20 protein-coding genes are annotated in these 21,855 nt (G+C 49.6%); 2 read left to right on the plus strand and 18 right to left on the minus strand.

Features of this window, described 5'->3' with window-relative positions; all coding sequences use genetic code 11:
• Positions 1 to 27 precede the first annotated feature (27 nt).
• The 12 genes from R2103_RS07810 to R2103_RS07865 form a co-directional block, all read right to left on the minus strand.
• Positions 28 to 2,706, minus strand: coding sequence for a bifunctional acetate--CoA ligase family protein/GNAT family N-acetyltransferase (locus tag R2103_RS07810; RefSeq protein ID WP_317530905.1), 2,679 nt, complete (start codon positions 2,704 to 2,706; stop codon positions 28 to 30).
• A 170-nt stretch (positions 2,707 to 2,876) separates the two neighbouring features.
• On the minus strand, positions 2,877 to 4,277 hold the full coding sequence (gene der, locus R2103_RS07815) for a ribosome biogenesis GTPase Der (RefSeq protein ID WP_317530906.1): 1,401 nt from the start codon (positions 4,275 to 4,277) through the stop codon (positions 2,877 to 2,879).
• Positions 4,278 to 4,333: 56 nt separating this feature from the next.
• Positions 4,334 to 5,593 (minus strand): outer membrane protein assembly factor BamB, encoded by a 1,260-nt coding sequence (gene bamB, locus R2103_RS07820; RefSeq protein ID WP_317530907.1) that lies wholly within the window; start codon positions 5,591 to 5,593, stop codon positions 4,334 to 4,336.
• Positions 5,571 to 6,206: a tetratricopeptide repeat protein gene (locus R2103_RS07825; RefSeq protein ID WP_317530908.1), complete on the minus strand. Its 636-nt coding sequence runs from the start codon at positions 6,204 to 6,206 to the stop codon at positions 5,571 to 5,573. The genes bamB and R2103_RS07825 overlap by 23 nt, the downstream gene beginning before the upstream one ends.
• A gap of 39 nt (positions 6,207 to 6,245) precedes the next feature.
• Positions 6,246 to 7,505, minus strand: a complete 1,260-nt coding sequence (hisS, locus tag R2103_RS07830; RefSeq protein ID WP_317530909.1) for a histidine--tRNA ligase — start codon at positions 7,503 to 7,505, stop codon at positions 6,246 to 6,248.
• Positions 7,505 to 8,743, minus strand: a complete 1,239-nt coding sequence (gene ispG, locus R2103_RS07835) for a flavodoxin-dependent (E)-4-hydroxy-3-methylbut-2-enyl-diphosphate synthase (protein ID WP_317530910.1) — start codon at positions 8,741 to 8,743, stop codon at positions 7,505 to 7,507. The genes hisS and ispG overlap by 1 nt, the downstream gene beginning before the upstream one ends.
• Positions 8,744 to 8,781: 38 nt before the next feature.
• Positions 8,782 to 9,954 carry a RodZ domain-containing protein gene (locus R2103_RS07840; RefSeq protein WP_317530911.1) on the minus strand — a complete coding sequence of 391 codons (1,173 nt, stop codon included), beginning with the start codon at positions 9,952 to 9,954 and terminating at the stop codon, positions 8,782 to 8,784.
• A complete protein-coding gene (gene pilW / locus R2103_RS07845; RefSeq protein WP_317530912.1) occupies positions 9,954 to 10,742 on the minus strand; it encodes a type IV pilus biogenesis/stability protein PilW in 789 nt (262 codons plus the stop codon). Before pilW ends, R2103_RS07840 begins: the two co-directional genes overlap by 1 nt.
• The gene (gene rlmN / locus R2103_RS07850; protein ID WP_317530913.1) at positions 10,739 to 11,839 is read right to left on the minus strand and encodes a 23S rRNA (adenine(2503)-C(2))-methyltransferase RlmN; all 1,101 of its coding nucleotides are present in this window, start codon (positions 11,837 to 11,839) and stop codon (positions 10,739 to 10,741) included. The genes pilW and rlmN overlap by 4 nt, the downstream gene beginning before the upstream one ends.
• A gap of 24 nt (positions 11,840 to 11,863) precedes the next feature.
• On the minus strand, positions 11,864 to 12,289 hold the full coding sequence (ndk, locus tag R2103_RS07855; RefSeq protein WP_317530914.1) for a nucleoside-diphosphate kinase: 426 nt from the start codon (positions 12,287 to 12,289) through the stop codon (positions 11,864 to 11,866).
• Between the two features lie 153 nt (positions 12,290 to 12,442).
• Positions 12,443 to 13,276: a DUF3025 domain-containing protein gene (locus tag R2103_RS07860; protein WP_317530915.1), complete on the minus strand. Its 834-nt coding sequence runs from the start codon at positions 13,274 to 13,276 to the stop codon at positions 12,443 to 12,445.
• 48 nt (positions 13,277 to 13,324) lie between these two features.
• The gene (locus R2103_RS07865) at positions 13,325 to 14,074 is read right to left on the minus strand and encodes an EI24 domain-containing protein (protein ID WP_317530916.1); all 750 of its coding nucleotides are present in this window, start codon (positions 14,072 to 14,074) and stop codon (positions 13,325 to 13,327) included.
• Positions 14,075 to 14,356: 282 nt separating this feature from the next.
• Between R2103_RS07865 and flgM the strand changes: the two genes are divergently transcribed.
• Both flgM and R2103_RS07875 read left to right on the plus strand, forming a co-directional pair.
• Positions 14,357 to 14,662 (plus strand): flagellar biosynthesis anti-sigma factor FlgM, encoded by a 306-nt coding sequence (gene flgM, locus R2103_RS07870; RefSeq protein ID WP_317530917.1) that lies wholly within the window; start codon positions 14,357 to 14,359, stop codon positions 14,660 to 14,662.
• Entirely contained in the window at positions 14,662 to 15,126 is a 465-nt protein-coding gene (locus R2103_RS07875) for a flagellar protein FlgN (RefSeq protein ID WP_317530918.1), read from the plus strand. The genes flgM and R2103_RS07875 overlap by 1 nt, the downstream gene beginning before the upstream one ends.
• Before the next feature lie 11 nt (positions 15,127 to 15,137).
• Here the strand turns inward: R2103_RS07875 and motD are convergent, their stop codons facing one another.
• The 6 genes from motD to flhA are packed head-to-tail and all read right to left on the minus strand — an operon-like array spanning position 15,138 to position 21,802.
• Positions 15,138 to 15,929: a flagellar motor protein MotD gene (gene motD, locus R2103_RS07880; protein WP_317530919.1), complete on the minus strand. Its 792-nt coding sequence runs from the start codon at positions 15,927 to 15,929 to the stop codon at positions 15,138 to 15,140.
• A gap of 48 nt (positions 15,930 to 15,977) precedes the next feature.
• Complete coding sequence (locus R2103_RS07885) at positions 15,978 to 16,736, minus strand: flagellar motor protein (RefSeq protein ID WP_317530920.1); 759 nt, start codon at positions 16,734 to 16,736, stop codon at positions 15,978 to 15,980.
• A 44-nt stretch (positions 16,737 to 16,780) separates the two neighbouring features.
• Complete coding sequence (locus R2103_RS07890) at positions 16,781 to 17,497, minus strand: RNA polymerase sigma factor FliA (RefSeq protein WP_317530921.1); 717 nt, start codon at positions 17,495 to 17,497, stop codon at positions 16,781 to 16,783.
• Between the two features lie 6 nt (positions 17,498 to 17,503).
• Positions 17,504 to 18,400, minus strand: coding sequence for a MinD/ParA family protein (locus tag R2103_RS07895; RefSeq protein ID WP_317530922.1), 897 nt, complete (start codon positions 18,398 to 18,400; stop codon positions 17,504 to 17,506).
• On the minus strand, positions 18,393 to 19,724 hold the full coding sequence (flhF, locus tag R2103_RS07900) for a flagellar biosynthesis protein FlhF (RefSeq protein ID WP_317530923.1): 1,332 nt from the start codon (positions 19,722 to 19,724) through the stop codon (positions 18,393 to 18,395). The genes R2103_RS07895 and flhF overlap by 8 nt, the downstream gene beginning before the upstream one ends.
• Positions 19,721 to 21,802, minus strand: a complete 2,082-nt coding sequence (gene flhA / locus R2103_RS07905; RefSeq protein ID WP_317530924.1) for a flagellar biosynthesis protein FlhA — start codon at positions 21,800 to 21,802, stop codon at positions 19,721 to 19,723. Before flhA ends, flhF begins: the two co-directional genes overlap by 4 nt.
• Positions 21,803 to 21,855: the final 53 nt, after the last annotated feature.

The raw sequence follows: 21,855 nt of genomic DNA on the forward strand, positions 1-21,855 counted from the left end.
TTATAAATCAAACAACGCGATGGAAGATCATAGCTGCTTCACAATCCGCCGGATGGTGCTGTCTTCCTGGCTGATGCTCGCTTCGAAGCCAAGCCGGTGCACCAGTTCCAGCATCGATCGGTTGGTTGCCAGTACCTCACCTTCCATGACCTTGATACCCTTGGCGCGGGCGGCATCGAACAGGCAATTCATCAATTTTTTGCCGATGCCCTTGTTTTGCCATTCATCCGCCACAACCAGAGCGAACTCGCAGGACTGACCGTCGGCGCTTGCCACATAGCGGCATACGCCCAATTCCTTCTCTCGGTTATCCTGTTTCAGTACGGCAATCAGCGCCATTTCACGGTCATAATCAATTTGCGTGAAACGCACCAGCATGCTTTGCGAAAGCTCTTGCAGCGTATCCATGAAGCGGAAATATTTTGCTTCGGCGGATAATCCGCGCACAAATTCCTGCTCTATTTCCGCATCTTCCGGACGTATCGGCCGGATCGTCAGGTCCGTGCCATCCGGCAATTGCCAGCGCGTAATCAGGTGGGCGGGATACGGGTGAATCGCCATGTGCGCATAGCGATCGGCGGAAGGCAGCAGATAATCCACGACAATGCGCGCATCGACGGCACACGCGCCGTTTTCATCGACGATCAGCGGATTGATGTCCATTTCCTTAATCCACGGTAATGCGCACAGCATTTCCGACACGCGCAACAGAATATTTTCCAGCGCCGCCATGTCGATCGCCGGCATGTGACGGAAAGCGCCCAGCAGTTTGGCGATCCGTGTGCGCTGAATCATGTCTTTCACCAAGAAGCCATTTAACGGCGGCAAAGCCACGGTGCGGTCGCCCAGCACTTCGACCAGCACACCGCCCGCGCCGAACGTAATGACCGGACCGAATACCGCATCCGTGGTCACACCGGCCATCAACTCCCGGCCATTGGGCTTGATAACCATCGGTTCAACGACGATGCCATCTATTCTTGCGCCGGGATTTTTCTTTTGCACCGATTGGATGATGTCGTGATACGCCGCACGGACGGCTTGTGCATTGCCGAGATTGAGGCGGATTCCACCCACATCGGACTTATGCGTGATATCCGGCGAATTGATTTTCATCACCACCGGAAAACCGAATTCTTCCGCAATCAACAGCGCTTCATTCGGAGAACGCACCACCACGGCTTTGGCGATCGGAATGCGAAACGCCGCCAGAATTGCTTTCGACTCGATCTCGCTCAGTACCTTGCGATGCTCCGCCAACGCGCCCTCAATCAACAAGCGCGCGCCTTCTTCGTCCGGCACGCTGTGATCGGCTATCGGGCCGGGGGTTTGCAGCAGCAGCTTTTGATTTTGATAATAAGCGGAGATAAAGGAAAACACTTCGACAGCGGGTTCCGGTGTGCGGAAATTGGGGATTCCTGCCCGGTTGAACGCTTGTCTGCCGGCGTCGACCTGCACTTCTCCCATCCAGCAAGCAATCAGCGGTTTATCGAATTTTGCCGAGAGCTCAATGATCGCATCGGCCACTTCCAGCGGCCGGGTCATCGCTTGCGGCGTCAGAATCACCAGCACGCCGTCCACGCCGTCATCCTGCAAACAGTGCGCAACCGCATGGCGGTAGCGTTCCGCAGTCGCATCACCGATGATATCCAGCGGATTGCCGTGCGACCACGTATCCGGCAAAACCGCGTTCAGTTGCGCTAACGTGCCATCGGACAATGTAGCCATCGCCACCCCCAAGTCAGCCGCCCGATCCGCCACCATGACGCCGGGACCGCCGCCGTTGGTGACAATGGCCAGCCGGTTGCCGCCGGGACGGAAATGGGTTGAGAGCGCTTTGGCCGCGGAAAATAATTGCACGATGGTGTCTACCCGGACCACTCCGGAACGCTGCAAGGCCGCATCGAATACATCGTCCGAGCCGACCAGCGCGCCGGTATGGGAAAGCGCCGCTTTGGAACCCGCCGCGTGACGGCCCGCTTTGACGATGAAGATGGGTTTGATCCGCGCCACCGCGCGCAACGCACTCATAAAGCTGCGGGCATGCTGCACGCCTTCGATATACAGCAAAATACTGTCGGTGTGCGGATCGGATGCAAGGTAGTCGAGTATCTCACCAAAATCCATACCGGCAGCGGAGCCCATCGAAATGATGCTAGAAAAACCGACATCGTTGGGCCGCGCCCAGTCCATGATGGCCGTACAGAATGCGCCGGATTGCGAAATCAGCGCCAACCCGCCCGCTTTCGCGCCGCCGTTGCTGAACGTGGCATTCAATCCCGACGCCGGGCACAAAATACCCAGACAATTCGGTCCGATCAGCCGCATGCCGTAACGCCGGGCGTTTTCAACCACGGCCCGCTCCAGCGCGACGCCCTGCGCTCCGGTCTCTCTGAAACCCGCCGACAATACCAGAGCAAACCGCACGCCGCGCTTGCCGCATGACTCGATGATATCCGGCACCGTTGCCGCCCGGGTGATAATAACCGCCAGATCGACTGGTTCAGCAATCGACTCCATGCTGGCATAAGCAGAGAGACCCTGGATCTCGGTGTGATTCGGATTCACCGCATACAGTTTTCCCTGATAACCGTTATCCAGCATATTCTTGAACACGACGCCGCCAACCGAATCCAATCGGTTGCTGGCGCCGATCACAGCTACGGAACGCGGGGAGAAAAGCAGGCTGAGGTAATGTTTACTCATCGATTGGCCCATTTCAATTCAGGAAGGTACGGAAGGATGCCGGGAGAAATTCGTTTCCCCTGCAGCGGTCAATCTAATCCGATCGAATGAGTCAGTCAATCCGCAGCCGTGTATGGGAATTTAAGCGTTGCATCCGGATGGCTGGAAGATGAGCAACCGCGTTTTCCGGTTTAGCCGTATTTTTTGCGGTTACGTCTGCGCCGGTTGTGCGCGCGCCGTTGTTCATCCTCGGTTGGCGGCGCAGGTTTTTTGTCGGCGTAGGGATTATTGCGCCCAACTTTGAATTCCACGCGTAAAGGCGTGCCTTTAAGTTCGAAAGTCTCGCGAAACGTGTTTTCGAGATAGCGCCGGTAGGTTTCCGCTACATGTTCGAGCATGCTGCCATGCACGATGATCAACGGCGGGTTGGAGCCGCCTTGGTGCGCATAACGCATTTTCGGACGGGACATGCCGCCGCGCGGCGGCGGGTGCTTTTCGACCGCAGCGATCAACGCGCGCGTCAGTTTCGGTGTCGGCAAATGCGCCATGGCGGCGGCATAAGCCTGATCGATCGAAGGCAGCAGACTCTTCATGCCGGTGCCGTGCAGCGCGGAAATGTAGTGCAATTGCGCGAAGCTCAGAAATGCCAGTTTGCGGTTTAATTCGCGTTTAATCGTATCGCGCTCATAATCATCCAGACCATCCCATTTATTCACCACGATCACCAGCGCGCGGCCGGTTTCCAGAATAAACCCGGCGATGTGCGCGTCCTGATCGGAAATTTCATTGCGCGCGTCCAGCACCAGCACGACGACATTGGCGTCTTCAATCGTTTGCAGCGTCTTGATGACGGAGAATTTTTCAACAGTTTCATGCACCTGACCGCGGCGGCGCAATCCGGCCGTATCAATCAACGTATATTGTTTGTCTTTATGCGTAAAGTCGATGTAGATGCTATCGCGCGTCGTGCCTGGCTGGTCGAAGGCGATCACCCGTTCTTCGCCAAGCAGCGTATTGACCAGCGTGGATTTTCCGACATTCGGACGGCCCACGATGGCAATTTTAGGATGTTTGCTTTCAGGCGTTTCGTCTTCGGCATCCGGAAAATCCGCCAAGGCCAGGTCGGCAAGTTCCTGGATGTTATCGCCATGCATGGCAGAAATTGCACAGGGATCGCCCAGACCCAATTCATAAAATTCCGCTGTGACGACGGCGGTGGCCATGCCTTCGGTTTTATTCACCACCAGCAGAATCTTTTGCCCGGATTTGCGCAATTGCTCGGCGATGATTTTGTCGTGCGCGGTCACGCCTTGACGGCCGTCGACAATGAACATAACTTTGTCTGCCTCGTCAATGGCTTGCAGCGTTTGCTTGGCCATGGCGTGCAGAATGCCTTCCTTGATGACCGGCTCCAGACCGCCGGTATCCATGACCAGATAGGGTTTATCCCCTACCCGGCCTTGGCCGTAATGCCGGTCCCGCGTCAAACCGGGAATATCGGCGACGATGGCATCGCGCGTGCGCGTCAAGCGGTTGAATAAGGTCGATTTGCCGACATTCGGACGGCCAACCAGAACAAGAGTGGGTTTCATGATATTTGCTGCTACCGTAACACGTTATGTGTCGTCAAATGGAAAGAATGAAGCGGCTAGAATTGCGTGCTAAAAGCGTAAACACCGCCCTTTGCTGTTTGCACCACAAAACCATCCGGCAAAACGCTGGCTGCATTATGAATCACACTGCCATCGGTAGCGGCGCGGGCCACCAATGCGCCATCATAATTACGCAATACATTAACAAAACCCTGATCGTCCGCGACGACAATATATTGCCCGATGATCACAGGCCGGGTTAATTTCTTGCTCCCGAGCCGGCTCTGTTTCCACATACCGGCACCGCTCAGCAGATCGTAGGCTGCAACCACGCCGTTATCCTCGGTTACATACACATAATCGTTGTCCATCACCAAGCCTGCGCTGCTGGACGATTCGCGTGACCATATGTACGCGCCATCGTTAATCGCAAAGCAGGCAACACGCCCTTGGTACGCAACTGCGCAAACGAGACGATTGTTCATCACGGGTGCGCTGGTGATATCCGTCATGCGCTCCAATTCGGTCACGCCGCGCGGCTGCGAAACGGCGACTTCCCAACCAATGTTGCCGTTAAATAAGCTCATCGCAACCATTTTTCCACCGGGAAAACCGGCAAATATGGCGCCATGCGCCAGTGTTATTCCGGCTGTGCTGCGCACCGTCAATGATGGCGTAGCGCCTTGGTAAATCCACTTCCGTTTTCCATCGATGGCATCCAGTGCAAATATACGGCCATCGACCGTGCGCACGGCGACGACATTATTCTGCACTTGCGGCGGACTGAGAATTTCGCTGGTGACCGATGCTTGCCATAACATATGGCCGGATTCATTATAAGCAAGCACTTCGCCTTTGAATGTTCCGATGAGGATCAATCCTTCACCAATACCCACACCGGCGGAAAATTTGTTTTTCGATTTGACCTGCCATTCTTGCTTACCGGTTGCGGCGTTATACTTGGTCAGTTTACCGGCTTCATCGGCCACATAAACTGCGCCATTGTCGAACGCGGTATAGAAGGAAGCAATTTCGTTCTCACCGGCTTTATCCTTCCATTTCAGTGGAATGCGGTCGGCTTTCTTTAAAGCATCCAACTCTTCCTTCTCATAGACGATCGGCTCATCGGTGATCAGCAGATCGGATATCCCCGTGCTCATGGATTCGATGATACGCATATCGAACGGGTTAAACGTGCTGCACCCTGACAACAACAGCGCAACAATCAACCCAGAAGGAAATAATCGCCCGGATCGGGCAAAATTCAATAAAACAGTCACTTTAGCGACACATCTAATCGGAATCGCCCAGCGCATCCAGTTTCATCTGGACAATATTGAAGTAATTGTTACTTTTACTCATTTTATCAATCGCTTCTTGATAGCTCAGTTTTGCTTCGGCAATCTTGCCAGCCGCCACTTGAATATCTCCTTTGCGATCCAAATACAATCCGGCGAAAGTTTTACCGTGACCGGTACTTAACAGCCGTAATGCTTCATCGTATTTTCCTTCGTCCAGTAGGATGCTGGATATTCTTAATCGCGCCAGATCGTGCATTTCCGTTTCCTTGGCATGATCGATAATCCATTGCAGGGTTTGTATGGCGCGTTTATTATTGCCCGCCTGCACATCGGCTTGCGCGGCGATCAGTGCCGCCCGGGGTGCATAACCGCTGGATGGGTATCCTGTTGTTAGCAGTTGCGCTGCATCGTTGATTTTTGCGGCGTCCTCACTGGTTTGCACCTGTTGCAACAAAGCGTACAAATCGGCCGCTTGCAGTGCCTGCTTCTGCTGATAATACTGCCAGGCTTTCGTACCGCCTGCCGTGACAAGAACCGCGATCAAAACAATGGTGATCGAATTGCCGTACCGATTCCACCACGCAGCGAATCCTTCAATTCTTTCCTGATCTTCGTGAGAATATGCCATGGTTTTTCCCTGATTAACGCTAATTTATTGATGACAAAATTACTTATTAATTAATTCGGTAACGATGTTTAATTTTACCCTTGCTTGTTCGACCGGTTCACGCAATGGTTTGAGCGTCACTTCTTGCGCCTGACATTCATCATCGCCGATGATCATGGCATAGCGAGCGCCAGAATTATCAGCCTTTTTCATTTGCGATTTGAAACTGCCGCCACCGCAATGCAAAATGACATCAAACCCTTGGTCGCGAAGAAATTCCGCGCATGTCCAGGCATAGGCCATCGCCTGATCGCCTTGATGGATAATATAAATATCCGGCGCCGGTTGCGCAATTTCCTTGCCGCATTCTTGCATCAGTGCCAGCAGACGTTCGATACCCATGGCAAAACCGCACGCAGGCGAAGGTTTCCCACCCACCTGTTCAATCAAGCCATCGTAGCGCCCTCCCGCACAAACAGTCCCTTGCGCACCGAGCTTATCGGTGACCCATTCAAATACGGTGCGATTGTAATAATCAAGCCCTCTGACCAAGCGCGGGTTAATTTCAAAATTAATACCCCGTTCCCGCAAAACATGCTGCAAAGATTCAAAATGCTGCAATGATTCGTCATCCAGATCGTCCAGCAGCTTCGGCGCGTTGCCGATGATACCTTGCATGCCTGGATTTTTGCTGTCGAGTATACGCAACGGATTGGTATGCAAGCGCCGTAATGAATCTTCGTCTAGCACATCGCGATGTTGCTCAAAGTATTTGATCAACCGGGTGCGATGCAACGCACGCGACTCGGTGTTGCCTAATGTACTGATTTCCAGCCGTAAACCGGAAATTCCCAGTAAATCCCACAGACGCGCGCACATCACGATCAGCTCCGCATCAATGTCCGGCCCGGCGAAACCCAATGCTTCCACACCGACTTGGTGAAATTGCCGGTAGCGGCCTTTTTGCGGGCGCTCATGGCGGAACATCGGACCAGCATAATACAAGCGTTGCGGACCGGAATATAGCAAACTATGTTCGATCACAGCGCGCACGCATGATGCCGTGCCTTCAGGCCGCAGCGTTAAGCTGTCATTGTTGAGATGATCCACGAAGGTATACATCTCTTTCTCAACAATATCAGTAACTTCTCCAATGGAACGGATAAACAAATCGGTTTGTTCGACGATCGGGGTACGGATATTGCGGTAACCATACGCGGCGAGCCATTGCTGCACCGTTTGTTCAAAATACGCCCAGAGATACGATTCATCCGGCAGGATGTCGTTCATCCCGCGGATTGCTTTTACACCATTAGCCATCAGACAGCTTTTCTCGGATACTTTTCGCTGACATATCGATCGACAATCGCGCGGAATTCGTTGGCGATATTGTCGCCTTTCAAGGTAACGGTTTTTTGTCCGTCCACGAATACCGGCGCTACCGGATTTTCACCGGAACCCGGCAAGCTAATGCCAATATTGGCGTGCTTGCTTTCACCCGGGCCGTTCACCACGCATCCCATCACAGCCAGTGACATATTTTCAACACCATCGTATTGCTCGCGCCACACCACCATCTCGTCACGCACATACGCTTGGATACTTTCCGCCAGTTCTTGGAAATACGTGCTGGTGGTACGGCCGCATCCCGGGCATGCCGCCACCAGCGGAACAAACGCGCGCAATCCCATCGTTTGCAGAATCTCCTGTGCCACAATCACTTCGCGCGAACGGCTGCCGCCCGGTTCCGGTGTCAACGAGATACGGATCGTATCGCCGATACCTTCCTGCAACAGCACGGCCAGTGCCGCCGTGGATGCCACGATCCCTTTGGAACCCATGCCGGCTTCAGTCAATCCCAGATGCAACGCATAATCACAACGCGCAGCCAATTCGCGATAGACCATGATTAAATCCTGCACGCCGCTGACTTTGCACGATAAAACAATCTTATTGCGGTTCAAACCGATTTCTTCCGCCTTTGCCGCGCTTTCCAGCGCAGAAGTAATCAGCGCTTCGCGCATGACATATTTCGCATCTTGCGGATCACTGGAAGCGGCGTTCTCATCCATGATACGCGCCAGCATTTCCGGATCGAGGCTTCCCCAATTGACACCGATACGTACCGGCTTGTCATATTTACAGGCGGTTTCAATCAAGGTCGCAAATTGTTCATCGCGCTTCTTGCCGTGACCGACATTTCCCGGATTGATACGAAATTTCGCCAGAGCCTTGGCGCAATCGGGATAACTGGTCAGCAGTTTGTGGCCGTTGAAGTGAAAATCACCGACCAGCGGCACATGGCATCCCATATCATCCAAACGCGCGCGGATTCCGGCCACCGCTTTCGCCGCTTCCATGGAGTTGACGGTGATACGCACCAGTTCGGATCCAGCGCGCGCCAACTGCGCGACTTGCTCGGTTGTGGCAACTTCGTCAACCGTATCCGTATTTGTCATGGACTGCACTACGACCGGCGCACCGCCACCCAGCATGATAGAACCAATCCGGACACCCACACTGGATCGGCGATTTATTGCAGAATTATTCTCAGGCATAATTTAATTGTATTGAGATCAAAAGATTACAGGCACTTTTATTCGAGCGTGAAACGCGCAGTTCCACCTTGTTTCTTGTAGGATGAAATATCGATTTCCTTGTCATTATAGGTGAGATTGACACCTGATGCATTGCCAATGACCAGGGATAGCGGCCGCTTACCTGTGACAATCTGCTCGCTGCCGCTCTTTCTGAGCTGCTCGAACACGGTCACACCTTTGCCATCCACCACTTTGATCCATGAATCCGCAGTGAGTTTAAAATATAAATGACCGGTGTTTTTATCGAAAGCAGCGGTTTTTTCAGTTTTCTCAGTTTTTTCAACAGCGGGCTTATTTTCTGGCGCGCTTTCAGTTTTTGCATCCGCCTGAGCCGCTGTATTTTCCGTGGTAGGAGCCGGATTATTGACTTCCAATGGCTTATTGGTTGTTGAGTCGGGTGTATTGGATGTATTTTTAACCACTCCCGGCAAAGGCAGCTGAATTTCTACTGAGGCTGTGGCGGATTCCGTTTTCTTTTCTTCACTTTCGGCGCTGATATCAGAATTTTTATTCCAGCCACCGTTTTCAAAAAGGAAATACGCGCCCAAGATGATGACAAACAAAATGATCGCGATGATCCATGAATGATTGCCGGGTTTCTCGCGATTCGAGGAAAACGATATTTGTTTGTTTTTAAACGGCGTACGCTCGTAAGTCGATATCACTCGGGTCGATTCGGGAAGCATTTGCAGCAGCGGAACGGGATCCAGCTGAACCAGATTGGCATAATTGCGGATAAAGCCACGCAAGAAAGTCCGTCCGGGTAATTTCTCGAAATCTTCTTTTTCAATCGCTTCAATTTGTTGCGCCGACAATCGCAATTGCCGCGATATATCATCAATACTCAAACCTTTGGCCGTTCGCGCATTACGCAGCAAGTGCCCGACGCTTTGTACCACACTCGCCGAATCCATAGCGTTGAATTCATTTCTGGACGGCTTGTTGTCAAATGAGGTATTCATGCTGTTGTAATTATTATTCGTTTGCAGTTGCTTGTGATGACTATCCAAACCGGAAGCCAGCGGACTGAAATCATGCACGGGTTTATCTGATGACGGCTCGATTGTTTCCGTCGCGGTCATCTGCACATTTCCATGCGTCACTGGATCCGGTGAAGCATTCTCAGGAAACGAACGATTATTGCTGCTCTTTTCATCAGTCATCGTCATTATCTCATCCTTCCTTCTCGAACCATGGCCGTTTCTTTAGATTCCGGAAAATGTTTCTGCAACTGAAAAATGTAGCTTTCAGCGGCTAATTGATTACCCATCGCTTGTTCAATCTTTATCGCCATCAGCAGACTCTCGGCTGTTTGCGTGTTATTTTGCAAAAACAGTGCAAGCTTGGATTTTGCTTCGGCTAAATTGCCGCGTTGAAAATCGATATCAATCAATCCGATCGCCGCAGGTGCATAATTGGATTTAAGGGATAATGCTTTTTGTAAAAAAACTTTTGCTTCAGTGTAATTCTGGCGCTTAGCCTCGCAAATCCCAGCATTGGTATAAGACATCTCCGGTGTTGCGTAGAGTGGATCTTTAGCAGCCGTCATAAAATGATCAATAGCTTGATCCATGCGTTGCGAAAAACGCTGGCACAAGAACCATCCGTAGTTATTGCGAATTTCCGAATTCCTCGGCGCCAAACGCATAGCACGCTCAAAATTATCCAGTGCTTTACTATCTTCGCTCAACGTCATATTAATCAGCCCCAGCACATTGTAGGCAAGCGCATAATTGGATTGCGCTTTTAATGCTTCGTTAACTTCTTCGATCGCCACATCGAGCTGGCCACGATAGAAATATTCCGCCGCCAGTTCCGTATGAATCTTCGCACTTTGGAAAGCCCGGTCCGAGTTTGCTTGAACCGGCATGCCGTTATTGGTTGACTGCTGTACGCAGCCACTGAACCCTATCAGAAATTGCAGCAGTGTAAAAAAAAATAACAGCTTTTTTTTCACTGCATCGCCTCTGTCTTTAAATTAGCCGTACGGCGTGTTTTGTCTTTTACCTGCCCAGCAAGCTGGCCGCAGGCCGCCGCAATATCGTCACCACGGGTTTTCCGCACCGTAGTCACCAATCCTGCTTGCATCAATATATCGCGGAAAATCCGCACAGCTTCGGCGCTTGAGCGCTTGAAACCGGAACCTGGAAATGAATTGAACGGAATTAAATTAAATTTGCAGGGAACATCCTGCACCAGTTTTATAAGCTCGCGCGCATGCGCGGTACTGTCATTCACACCGTCCAGCATGACATACTCGAACGTGATGAAATCGCGCGGCGCTGACGGCAGATAGCGCTGACAAGCAGCCAACAGCTCTTTGATCGGATATTTCTTATTGATCGGCACCAATTGATCGCGCAGTGCATCGTTCGGCGCATGCAAGGAAATCGCCAAAGCGACCGGACAACGCTCGCGCAATCGATCAATGGCGGGTACTAGCCCGGATGTACTGACCGTCACGCGCCGGCGTGAAAGACCATAAGCATGGTCATCCAGCATGATGTCCAGCGCGGTTACCACATTATCAAAATTGGCCAGGGGTTCACCCATGCCCATCATCACCACATTGGTCACGGCTCTGTTTGCTTGCGATGCATGATCACCGGTATTCAATCTAATTGTTTTGTTGGCAATCCATAGCTGTCCAATGATCTCAGCCACTGTTAAATTACGATTAAAGCCTTGTTTCCCGGTTGAGCAGAAGGTACATGCCAAAGCGCACCCTACCTGACTGGAAACGCATAGCGTACCGCGATTTGCTTCCGGTATGAAGACAGTTTCTATGCCATTGCCGGAGCCGACGGACAGCAGCCATTTGCGAGTACCGTCTGCGGCTACGGAGTCATATGTGATTTGCGGCAATTCGATAACCGCCATCGCAGCGAGTTTTTCACGCAAACTTTTTGCCAAGTCGCTCATCGCAGCAAAATCAGCGGTACCGGATTGATGAATCCAGTGCAGCAGCTGCTTTGCACGAAAAGGTTTTTCGCCTATCGTGGCGCAAAGATCAGCCAGACCCTTGCCATCGTAATTTAACAGATTGATTGTCACTATTGAGCTACAGCACGCAGTGCTTCAACGGGAATGGATACTTAATGTTGGAAAAAAACAGGCAATTTCAACCGCGGCCGTTTCCGGTGCATCGGAACCATGTACTGCATTGGCGTCAATGCTGTCAGCAAAATCGGCGCGAATCGTTCCTTTCTCAGCTTTCTTGGGGTCGGTAGCGCCCATTAGATCGCGGTTCTTTTTAATGGCTTCATCCCCTTCCAGTACTTGCACCATCACAGGACCCGATGTCATGAATTTAACCAGATCGTTAAAAAACGGACGCGCACGATGCACGGCGTAGAATTGCTCAGCTTCAGCTTGTGACAAGTGCATCATTCGCGCCGCAATGATTTTCAAACCATTTGATTCAAAACGGGAATAAATTTGCCCAATTACATTCTTCGCCACAGCATCCGGTTTAATGATGGATAGTGTCCTTTCAATTGCCATTAAATACTCCAATAAATTAGTAAATTAAGCGGTGTATTTTAACAAAAAAACAGCCAGGATTCGTAAAACATATGGATTAATTCCGGCATCGGGCGTTTTTCTTAGAAAAGTCGATAAATCGACGTATCGATCAAGATCGATAAAGAAAAACGCTTATCTCATTTGTCTGGGCTTAGGTCGATCACGAAAATATTGTTTATTTTCATAGTAGAACTCACTGTCGTTATCGCCAATCCAGCCCGGATATCCTAAAAGTGGAACCGGCACTAAATCGGAAGTCGACGATAACGTTTGCAATAAGTACAGCGCCAACATGGTGTCGATAGCACACAATTGAGCCGGTAAATCCTGCGCAAAGAAAGTTTCCGGCACATTAAAAATTATCGCTTTGCCCGTCATACCGGCATAGGGATTTAATGCCTTCTCATACAGCCCATGTCCAAAAACAAAAAAACGCATTGATAGCAACACCGTCTTGCGTTGCCGCCAAAACAATTCCTTCCATTCAAAATCTTTTATCAACTGAATTAATGCTGCCTGACTACATACGACAATCACCCCAGATTCATCGAACAGCGTTGCTGCATCTCGTAACTTACATCGATTCCGTACTTGATTGGATAACTCAACCAACTGTGCCTGATAGTGCAGCTGGTTCAACACGGATTTAGCTTGCGGAAAAATTTGCCATACCAACGCATTAAAAAAATCGTGCCAATTTTGGGTTCTTGTCGGTATCTCACCGGTCAAGTAAATTCCTGATTCATATCGTTGTTCAACAGCATCTTTTCCGGGGATCTGCGGCACAAAGCGGACTGTTTTCCCGGATCGGGTAAGCATTTGCCGGTTCTGCAGAGCGCAGAGCTTATTTAAATCGTCAGGCCCGGGCCAGGACCGCTGATTCTTGAAATATCTTTGCAGATACAAGAAAGGCTTAAATATCGGCGAAAGTTCAATAAAATCAGGATTCCACAGTTGTACATTCATTCCTGATTTCAGTTTGACCGGAATTATTGCTGCTTCAATAGGTTCGCGTTAGTGATTATCGGCAGGGAGATTGTTATCCAGAAGATTTTGAGCACGCAAGAGTTTCAGATGATCCAACCCGAAATGAATAAATGCGAGTGCCGTATAAATTGGCGCCAGCAAATTGAGTACCGGTATAAATTGAATTAATCCGGTCAACAATCCTAATCCCCACAATGAATATTTGTTTTCCGCACATATCGTCTTGATTTCTTGCTTGCTGGCATGCTCCGATAATGCATCGTAGCGGAACAATTGTTGATTCATAAAAGCAGCGGCGGCAAAAGGAATAATGATACCCGCGCCTACCGCCCATAACGGTAACGTGACAACCCATATGAGTATAAAAACACCAAAAGCCAACACTGCATTTATTACACTCCCGGCGATCGTACCGCCATATTCCCGCTTGAGTTCCGGATAGTCGCGATTCCCTACCAAATTGATAAGTGCAGGCATTACAAAAATAGCGGTAATCATCAACGACGTCATTATTACAAGCGGTACGTACACCATAAAGTAAATGAAATTCTGAATAGCAGCGGACACCCAATCAGACTCAAGATTCCGCAACCATTCGCCAATCCCAATCTGATCAAACAACATGGAAACTAATTCAGAGAAACTATTCTGGAAAACAAAACCGATGATGAGCCATAACAGGATTGAAACCAAAATTGGCCAAACAATGATCCAAGCAATCTTGAAACGAACTAAGTCACGAACCGCACTGGCACTTGCTTTAAATATAAAAGACATTTAGTTACCGGTTAAAAATAATATATGATGGCTTCCGAGGAAAATTGATTATCTACGATATCCATTTGGTTTACCAGTCACCAAAATCTGGCAAAACAATAGAATTATATATTTCAAAAATACTGAATTTCATTTCGACTTGTGTCGTAACAGCATTACAATAATAGAAAATTTAGTCATTTACTTTAATATTCTTAAGTTTCATGAAAAAACTTTGATTACTAAAGTTCTGCATAAAGGTGTCGATAAGGCACTCAATGAATTTCGTCAAGAGGTCTAAAAATGAAAATAGATAAATCATTACAGCCAGTGTCAACCGTATCTGTCAGTGATGGAAAAAGGCGGGCTGATATCACACCCAGTTCGGATGCAAGTCAAGAAAATAGTGTGCATTTAAGCCCGAACGCGGCGAAACTGCAAAATATTGATAGCAGTTCCGCAAATGGCTCGGTTGTTAATACTGCGCGTGTCGCAGAAATAAAACAAGCGATTAGCGAAGGTAATTTTCAAATCAATCCTGAGGTTGTAGCTGATCGATTACTCGAAACAGTTAAAGAATTAATTCAATCTAAGAAAGGTGCCTTCTAATGTCTCAATCACAGCACATAGTGTGCTTTATGAATGAACTGAGGGATGAAAAAGATATTTTTCAGGCATTTATTGAGATTCTCAAAAAAGAAGAAAATGCGCTTGTGGAAGGAAAAATAGAAGCGATAGATTTTCTGGCTTCAGACAAATCACGTTTAATCGAAGAATTGATACAGTTTGACGAGCATCGCACCGATTACTTCAAGCAACAAGGGCTCAATCTGGAGAAAAATAGTATCGATGCTTGGTTAATGGGATTAATCAAACAACACTCGAATCTATTAGAAGTAAAAGATTTATGGAATGAATTACTCGATTTGGCAAAATTAGCCCAACAACTCAATTACTCAAATGGTTTGATGATTTCAACTCAACTGCAACATAATCAACGCGCTTTCGCTGCATTACACTGTGCAGCAGGAAATGTTTCGCTCTATGGCCCCAAAGGTCAAACTTACATTTGATCTTAGCGTAATTACTCAACGATAGGAATTTCAGTTACTTTATCCGGATCGGCAGATAGAATCATAACCGATACCCGACGGTTTCTTTTTCTTCCCTCAGGGGTGTCATTACTTTCTATCGGCCGATTCTCGCCATATCCTACTGCAGTCAGCCGGTGTGCTTCAACACCATTTTCTATAAACAATCTGACCACGCTACTAGCTCGAGCTGTCGACAATTCCCAGTTTGATGGAAAACTCCCATTATGGATCGGCATATTATCCGTATGCCCTTCAACATGAATCTCATGCTCATGGCCTTTGATCACATTGGCGACCGCTTGCAGTGTCAAGCTTGAATTCTCGGCCAGTTTAGCTTGTCCTGGTGAAAAAAGAACGCTGGCATTGATTTCAACCGTTATTCCCAAAGAACTTTGCGTAATTCTCACTTGACCATCCTTCACTAAAGGATCCAAAGCATGCAGAATATTTTTCGCCATGCTTTTCATTTTTTCTTGTTTTTTTGCTTTATGAATACTGAGATTATCAATCAGTTTGATTGAATCCGTTTCATTTGATGGGTGGATATTAATCGGTATAAATTCCGTGGATTGCACCGGCACCGCGTTTGTTGGGTTACTGCTCTTAAATGCGCTCACTAACGAAGAACTTAGAACGCGGTACTTCCCTTCATTTACCGATGAAACGGCATACATCACCACAAAAAAAGCAAACAGCAGCGTTATGAAATCAGCATAGGACACCAGCCAGCGTTCCTGATTTTCAGTGTGATCGTCATATTTTTGTTTTCTTTTTCTCAGCATCGGATTTTCAAGAATTATTGACTGATCGTTATTTTGCTTGCATCAGATTTAAATGAAATAGCCGTTCAACCGGCTCTCGATGAGTCGCGGATGCTCACCCTGCGCAATCGCCACAAAGCCATCGACCAGAATTTCCTGCATCACGACATGCTCGCCGATGATCGTTTTGAGCTTATTGGCTACCGGCAAGAAAACCAGATTGGCTAATCCCACACCGTAGACTGTCGCCACAAATGCAACCGCAATACCGTTTCCCAGAAGATTGGGATCGGATAAGTTTTCCATGACGTGAATCAATCCGAGCACAGCGCCCAAAATGCCAATCGTCGGCGCATAACCGCCGGCAGCTTCCCAGATCCGGGCCGATTGACGTTGATGATTCTCCAAAGCCAAAACGTCAATTTCCAAAGCTTCACGCAGTTTTTCCGGCGGACTGCCATCCGCCAACAGTTGCAATCCCTTCTTTGTCAATGGATCCTTTACACCAGGGACAAACTCTTCAAGCACCAGCAATCCTTCCTTTCGGGCGATATGCGCCCAGTTGATAATTTGTTTAATCAGCGCTTGCGGAGATTGTTCCGGTGGAAAGAAAACCCATGCCCCCATTCGCACACCATTGATGAAAATTTTCATCGGACTTTGCAGTAAAACCGCTCCGACAGTACCACCCATCACGATTACAAATGCGGCCGCTTGCAACAAAGAACTGATATGCCCGCCTTCAAGAAACTGCCCGCCTACGATCGCCACCAAGGCCAGCAGAATGCCGAAGACGCTGTTCAAATCCATCTTTGATTTTTTAAGCATCACATAATCCGTTTAATGGCGCGGATAATCTGGTATAAAACACCTTAAAGATTTCTTAAGCGGCTACGCAGCCTTGCCACTGCTTGCGTATGCAACTGACATACACGGGATTCGCTGACACCCAGCACTTCACCGATTTCCCTCAGATTCATTTCCTGCTCGTAATGCATACCCATGACCTGCTTTTCCCGTGGCGGGAGGTTATCAATGGCGGCAATCAATGTGCTGCGGAAATTTTCATCCAGCAGTGCATTCAGCGGATCGCCTTCGGAATCAATGAAAAGCCGATCCAGAAAAGGCTCTTCATCTTCCTGCTGAAAATCTTCGTAATAAATCAACTGCGCGCCGCGTGCGCTTTGCAGGGTCTCGTGATATTCATCCAGCGACATTTCCAGCTCGGCTGCCAGATCCAGCTCACTCGGCGCGCACCCATTCCGTTGTTCCAGCATATTCACCGCCGCTTCGATCCGGCGCATCTTTTTACGGATACTGCGCGGCAGCCAATCGGCTTCGCGCAACTCATCCAGAATCGAACCGCGTATCCGTTGCGCCGCATAACTCTCAAACTGGCGCCCGTAAGATCCTTCGTAGCGATTAATCGCATCCAGTAAGCCGATCATGCCGGCCTGAATCAAATCATCAACTTGTACGCTAGCTGGCAGGCGCGTCATCATATGGTAAGCAATGCGCTTGACCAGCGGCGTAAATTCAGTGACAAATTGTTCTTTATCAATCGTTTTGGTTCCAGTCGCAGTATACATATTCAATCACACCGTAAAATTAGCCATACTCAAATGACTCGTCATAATCAATCGCTGCATGAAATGATCCATTCCCCCGCTATATTTATCCGGGCAAGTAGAGCGCAAAATATTTTCTGCTACATGCCGGAAGCAAATAGCCGCTTGCGAAACCGGAAACATCTCGATCACCGGTTTACACAATTGCGTTGCGCTCCGTAAGCGCTCATCACTTTCAACGTAACCGGCATATTCAAGCGATACCGATAAATACTGGCGCGCCACCCGGTATAAATTCTGATAAATCATCAGTGCTTCCGTTTCCGATTCAACCTTATTCACCAGAATCAGGAAATGCTGCTTGGAATACTCCTGGCTCATGATTTTGATCAGCGCGTAAGCACCGGTAATCGATGCCGCAGAACCGGAAATCACGATCATGACTTGTTCCGAAGCCAGGCTTAGCGGTAGAACATGCGTCGTGCCGGTCATAGCGGTATCGATCAACACGATATCGACGGACTCCGTCAGCTCCGAAAAGCTTTTAACCAGCCAATCCTGTTCGAGCGGGTTCAACTTGTTCAATGCATGAATGCCGCGCATCGCCGATAGGATCGTGATATTTTCCGGGCCTTGCAGCAGCACCTGGTCGAGTCTTTTATCTTTATGAATCACATGCAGTAAATCGAAGCGCGCCTGCAAACCCAAACTGGTGCAGATATTGTTATGGCAAGGATTTTCATCGATCAATAAAACCCGTTGGCCGTTCTGCGCCAGCGCTGCCGCAAGATTCACAACCACACTGGTTTTCCCGACACGCGATTTACCGCCGGCGATGGTAAAGACGCGCGCCGGATCACGCTTCCGATAGGAAGTCAGGTTGCGCAAGCCAGCGGCCTGATCTTGTAAAATCAACCTAGTCATACATGAATCCCGCTAATGATCTTTCTTCCGACGGTGCTGGCTCGGTATTCCGGGTCGCCATGACCAACGCGAACTCGGCATCCTGTAAAGTAAAAGCCGTATCACCCGGCACCGATTTAAAAATGCGATGCAACAAATAGCGTGAATTGGCGGTGTGAATATCTTCCGGAACCTTCTGCCCGTTGGCGACATAGTGCAGCGGCAATTTTCTGCGGATAACAACATCCAGCGCCACGCCCAGGCTCGCAGCCTCATCGATTTTGGTGATGATGCAACCGTAAATTCCGTTCTTCTGATAAGCGGCAATCACTTCATCCAATGTACTGCCGCTGGATGTGGCGCTGAGAATGAGCATGCGCTTCACATCCGCGCCGCAGTTGCTGAGCATGGCGATTTGCTGCGCCACCATTTGATCGCGCTGGCTCATGCCCACGGTATCGATCAGCACCATATGCTTATTTTTGAGCTCCGACAGCGTCAGCTGCAAATCCTCGGTATCCTTGATATTGCGTACGGGAATACCCAATAATTGCCCATAAATTCTCAGTTGCTCATGACCGCCGATCCGGTAACTATCGGTCGTCAGCAACGCCACCTTGTCGGCACCATGCCGGATCACGCAACGCGCTGCCAGTTTCGCTGTGGTTGTTGTTTTACCGACACCGGTCGGGCCGATCAGTGCATACACCCCACCCTTTTCAATGATATCGTCACTGGCCGCTGTCCGCAGATTAAACGCCAACGCGGACATGGCTTGTTTCAGGCTGTGCTCGTAATCGAGACTGGCGGATAGCTTGTCGATCAGACGGCGCGCCAATAATGGGCTGAATCCCGTATCCAGCAGGGTGCGTAACAGCTTTACTTTTTCCGGGCTGCGTTGGGTAAAACTCCCCCAAGCCACGGTCGCAAGTTGATCTTCCAGCGTGCTTTTCATCGCTTGGATCTCGGCGATGATGTCCTTGGCTAAGGATGCGGATAGCACATCACTCGAAGTTTTGCGCGATTCCGCCGGTTCTTTGCTCATTGGCAGCATGTCTGAATACGGATCAGCCGCGCTCAGCATTTTGCTTTGCTCGTAATGCGAAATACCCTGCAACGGCGGCATTGAAGGCATCGAAGGCGTTGATTGCATTGATGGCTTAGCCGGTATAGCCGGTGTGTGGGGTTGCACCAGATCGGTCATATCGGAATCCGCCAGCGCCATGATTTCCACGCCATCCCGGGTTTTACGGTTTGACAGAATAACCGCGTCCTCACCCAATTCTTCTTTGACATGACGGAGCGCTTCGCGGGATGTAGAAGCAAGATAGCGTTTTACTTTCATTTGTTACCTCCAATCACGGAAGTGATTTTGATTTTTCGTGAATCCGGAATTTCAGAATGTGCCAACACTCTTAACTGTGGAATCGCGCGGCGTAAAAATTTGGCCAGCAGGAATCGGATCGAGCCCGGCGCCAGCAACACCATCGGCAATCCCAGTTTTTCCTGCTGTTGCGCTGCGTTACGCGCTTCTCTCAACAAGGTATCGGCCAACCCGGGTTCTATTCCGGCACCCTGTCCGCCGCCGGTCTGCATAACGTGACCCAGTATGTTTTCCAGCTCATGATGCAGGCTCATGACTTGGACTTCGGATCCGGCAGGGTAAAATTGATCGACGATCGCACGCCCCAGAGCAGTTCTGACCACTGCGGTCAGTTCGATCGCGTCTTGTGTCTGCGCTGCATATTCGGTCAGCACGTCAATGATGGTGCGCATGTCGCGGATATGCACATTCTCTTCCAATAGATTGTGCAAAACTTTTTGTACCGTCGATAGCGGCAGCAACTTCGGCACCAAGTCTTCGATAAGTTTCGGAAACTGCGCATTGAGATGATCCAGCAGCTTTTGCAATTCCTGCCGCCCCAGTAACTCGGCCGCGTGCATATGAATCAGATGATTGATATGGGTGGTCACCACAGTGCTGGCATCGACCACGGTATAACCGTTGATTTGCGCTTGCTCGCGCAAATTGGCTTCGATCCAAACGGCAGGAAGACCAAACGCCGGATCGGTCGTTGCGGAACCCGGCAACTGCGCGGTGACACGGCCAGGATTGATCGCCAGATACATGCCGGAATACGACTCACCTTGCCCGATGATCGAACCTTTTAACGTGATGCAATAAGCATTCGGACGCAGTTCCAGGTTGTCGCGGATATGAATGACCGGCGGCAAGAAACCGATTTCCTGAGCGAATTTTCTGCGGATGCCATTAATTCTTTTCAGCAGATCGCCCTGTTGCGCTTTATCGACCAAAGGAATCAAGCGATAGCCGACTTCCAATCCCAACGTATCAATCGGTGTGACGTCACTCCAGCTTGCGTCCGTTTTTTCGATGGAAGGCAATTCCGGAACCACCGTTTCAACCGGCTTAGCAACCGGATTTTTTATTTTCAAGTAGGCTATTCCACCCAAAATAGATGCAATCAGCAGAAATACAAAGTTCGGCATGCCGGGAATCATTCCCATCACGCCCAAAATAACTGCGGTGATAACCAATATTTGCGGTTGGTTGAACAGCTGATTCAGAACCTGCTCGCCCAGATCCTCGTCGGTAGTGACACGGCTCACCATCAAACCGGCGGCGGTGGAAATAATCAGCGCCGGAATTTGTCCGACCAAGCCGTCGCCAATGGTCAACAAGGTATAATTCTTTGCCGCCGCGCCTAGCTCCAAATCATGTTGCATGACACCGACAATCAACCCGCCGATGATGGTAATCAACATAATCAAGATGCCGGCAATCGCATCGCCGCGCACGAATTTGCTGGCACCATCCATGGAACCGTAAAAATCCGCTTCCTGAGAAATATTTGCTCTGCGTTTGCGCGCTTCATCCTCGCCGATCAATCCGGCGTTCAGATCGGCGTCGATCGCCATTTGCTTACCCGGCATGGCATCCAAGGTAAAACGCGCGCTGACTTCGGCAATACGTCCCGCACCTTTGGTAATCACAACAAAGTTGATCACCACCAGAATAATGAATACGACGATACCAACCGCGTAATTCCCGCCCACCAGAAAGTGCCCGAACGCTTCGATCACCTTACCGGCGGCATCGGGTCCGGTATGACCGTCGAGCAATACCACCCGGGTGGAAGCGATATTCAGCGATAACCGCAGCAAAGTAGTAATCAGCAGAATGGTCGGAAAAACCGCGAAATCCAGCGGATTCCGGGTATACAGACTGACCATCAGCACGATGATCGATACCGCGATATTGAAAGTGAAGAACACATCCAGAATGAATGGCGGCAGCGGCAACACCATCATGGCCAGAATCATAATAATCAACATTGGCCCAGCCAAATTCTTAAGATTATTAAGCATTCCTACGGATGACAATGTAGCTGCATTATTCATAATGTGGGCCATAAAAACTGATCATTAATAGGGTTCAACGTTATCCCGTCCCG

Origin of the sequence: Nitrosomonas sp. Is24 (genome assembly GCF_033063335.1) — a bacterium.
Classification (GTDB): Bacteria; Pseudomonadota; Gammaproteobacteria; order Burkholderiales; family Nitrosomonadaceae; genus Nitrosomonas.

Bases quoted from the DNA above. Each gene is read 5' to 3' on its own strand.
- R2103_RS07810 (WP_317530905.1), bottom strand. From the start codon at position 2,706: ATGAGTAAACATTACCTCAGCCTGCTTTTCTCCCCGCGTTCCGTAGCT.
- der (WP_317530906.1), bottom strand. From the start codon at position 4,277: ATGAAACCCACTCTTGTTCTGGTTGGCCGTCCGAATGTCGGCAAATCG.
- bamB (WP_317530907.1), bottom strand. From the start codon at position 5,593: ATGCGCTGGGCGATTCCGATTAGATGTGTCGCTAAAGTGACTGTTTTA.
- R2103_RS07825 (WP_317530908.1), bottom strand. From the start codon at position 6,206: ATGGCATATTCTCACGAAGATCAGGAAAGAATTGAAGGATTCGCTGCG.
- hisS (WP_317530909.1), bottom strand. From the start codon at position 7,505: ATGGCTAATGGTGTAAAAGCAATCCGCGGGATGAACGACATCCTGCCG.
- ispG (WP_317530910.1), bottom strand. From the start codon at position 8,743: ATGCCTGAGAATAATTCTGCAATAAATCGCCGATCCAGTGTGGGTGTC.
- R2103_RS07840 (WP_317530911.1), bottom strand. From the start codon at position 9,954: ATGACGATGACTGATGAAAAGAGCAGCAATAATCGTTCGTTTCCTGAG.
- ndk (WP_317530914.1), bottom strand. From the start codon at position 12,289: ATGGCAATTGAAAGGACACTATCCATCATTAAACCGGATGCTGTGGCG.
- R2103_RS07860 (WP_317530915.1), bottom strand. From the start codon at position 13,276: ATGAATGTACAACTGTGGAATCCTGATTTTATTGAACTTTCGCCGATA.
- R2103_RS07865 (WP_317530916.1), bottom strand. From the start codon at position 14,074: ATGTCTTTTATATTTAAAGCAAGTGCCAGTGCGGTTCGTGACTTAGTT.
- flgM (WP_317530917.1), top strand. From the start codon at position 14,357: ATGAAAATAGATAAATCATTACAGCCAGTGTCAACCGTATCTGTCAGT.
- R2103_RS07875 (WP_317530918.1), top strand. From the start codon at position 14,662: ATGTCTCAATCACAGCACATAGTGTGCTTTATGAATGAACTGAGGGAT.
- motD (WP_317530919.1), bottom strand. From the start codon at position 15,929: ATGCTGAGAAAAAGAAAACAAAAATATGACGATCACACTGAAAATCAG.
- R2103_RS07885 (WP_317530920.1), bottom strand. From the start codon at position 16,736: ATGCTTAAAAAATCAAAGATGGATTTGAACAGCGTCTTCGGCATTCTG.
- R2103_RS07890 (WP_317530921.1), bottom strand. From the start codon at position 17,497: ATGTATACTGCGACTGGAACCAAAACGATTGATAAAGAACAATTTGTC.
- R2103_RS07895 (WP_317530922.1), bottom strand. From the start codon at position 18,400: ATGACTAGGTTGATTTTACAAGATCAGGCCGCTGGCTTGCGCAACCTG.
- flhF (WP_317530923.1), bottom strand. From the start codon at position 19,724: ATGAAAGTAAAACGCTATCTTGCTTCTACATCCCGCGAAGCGCTCCGT.
- flhA (WP_317530924.1), bottom strand. From the start codon at position 21,802: ATGAATAATGCAGCTACATTGTCATCCGTAGGAATGCTTAATAATCTT.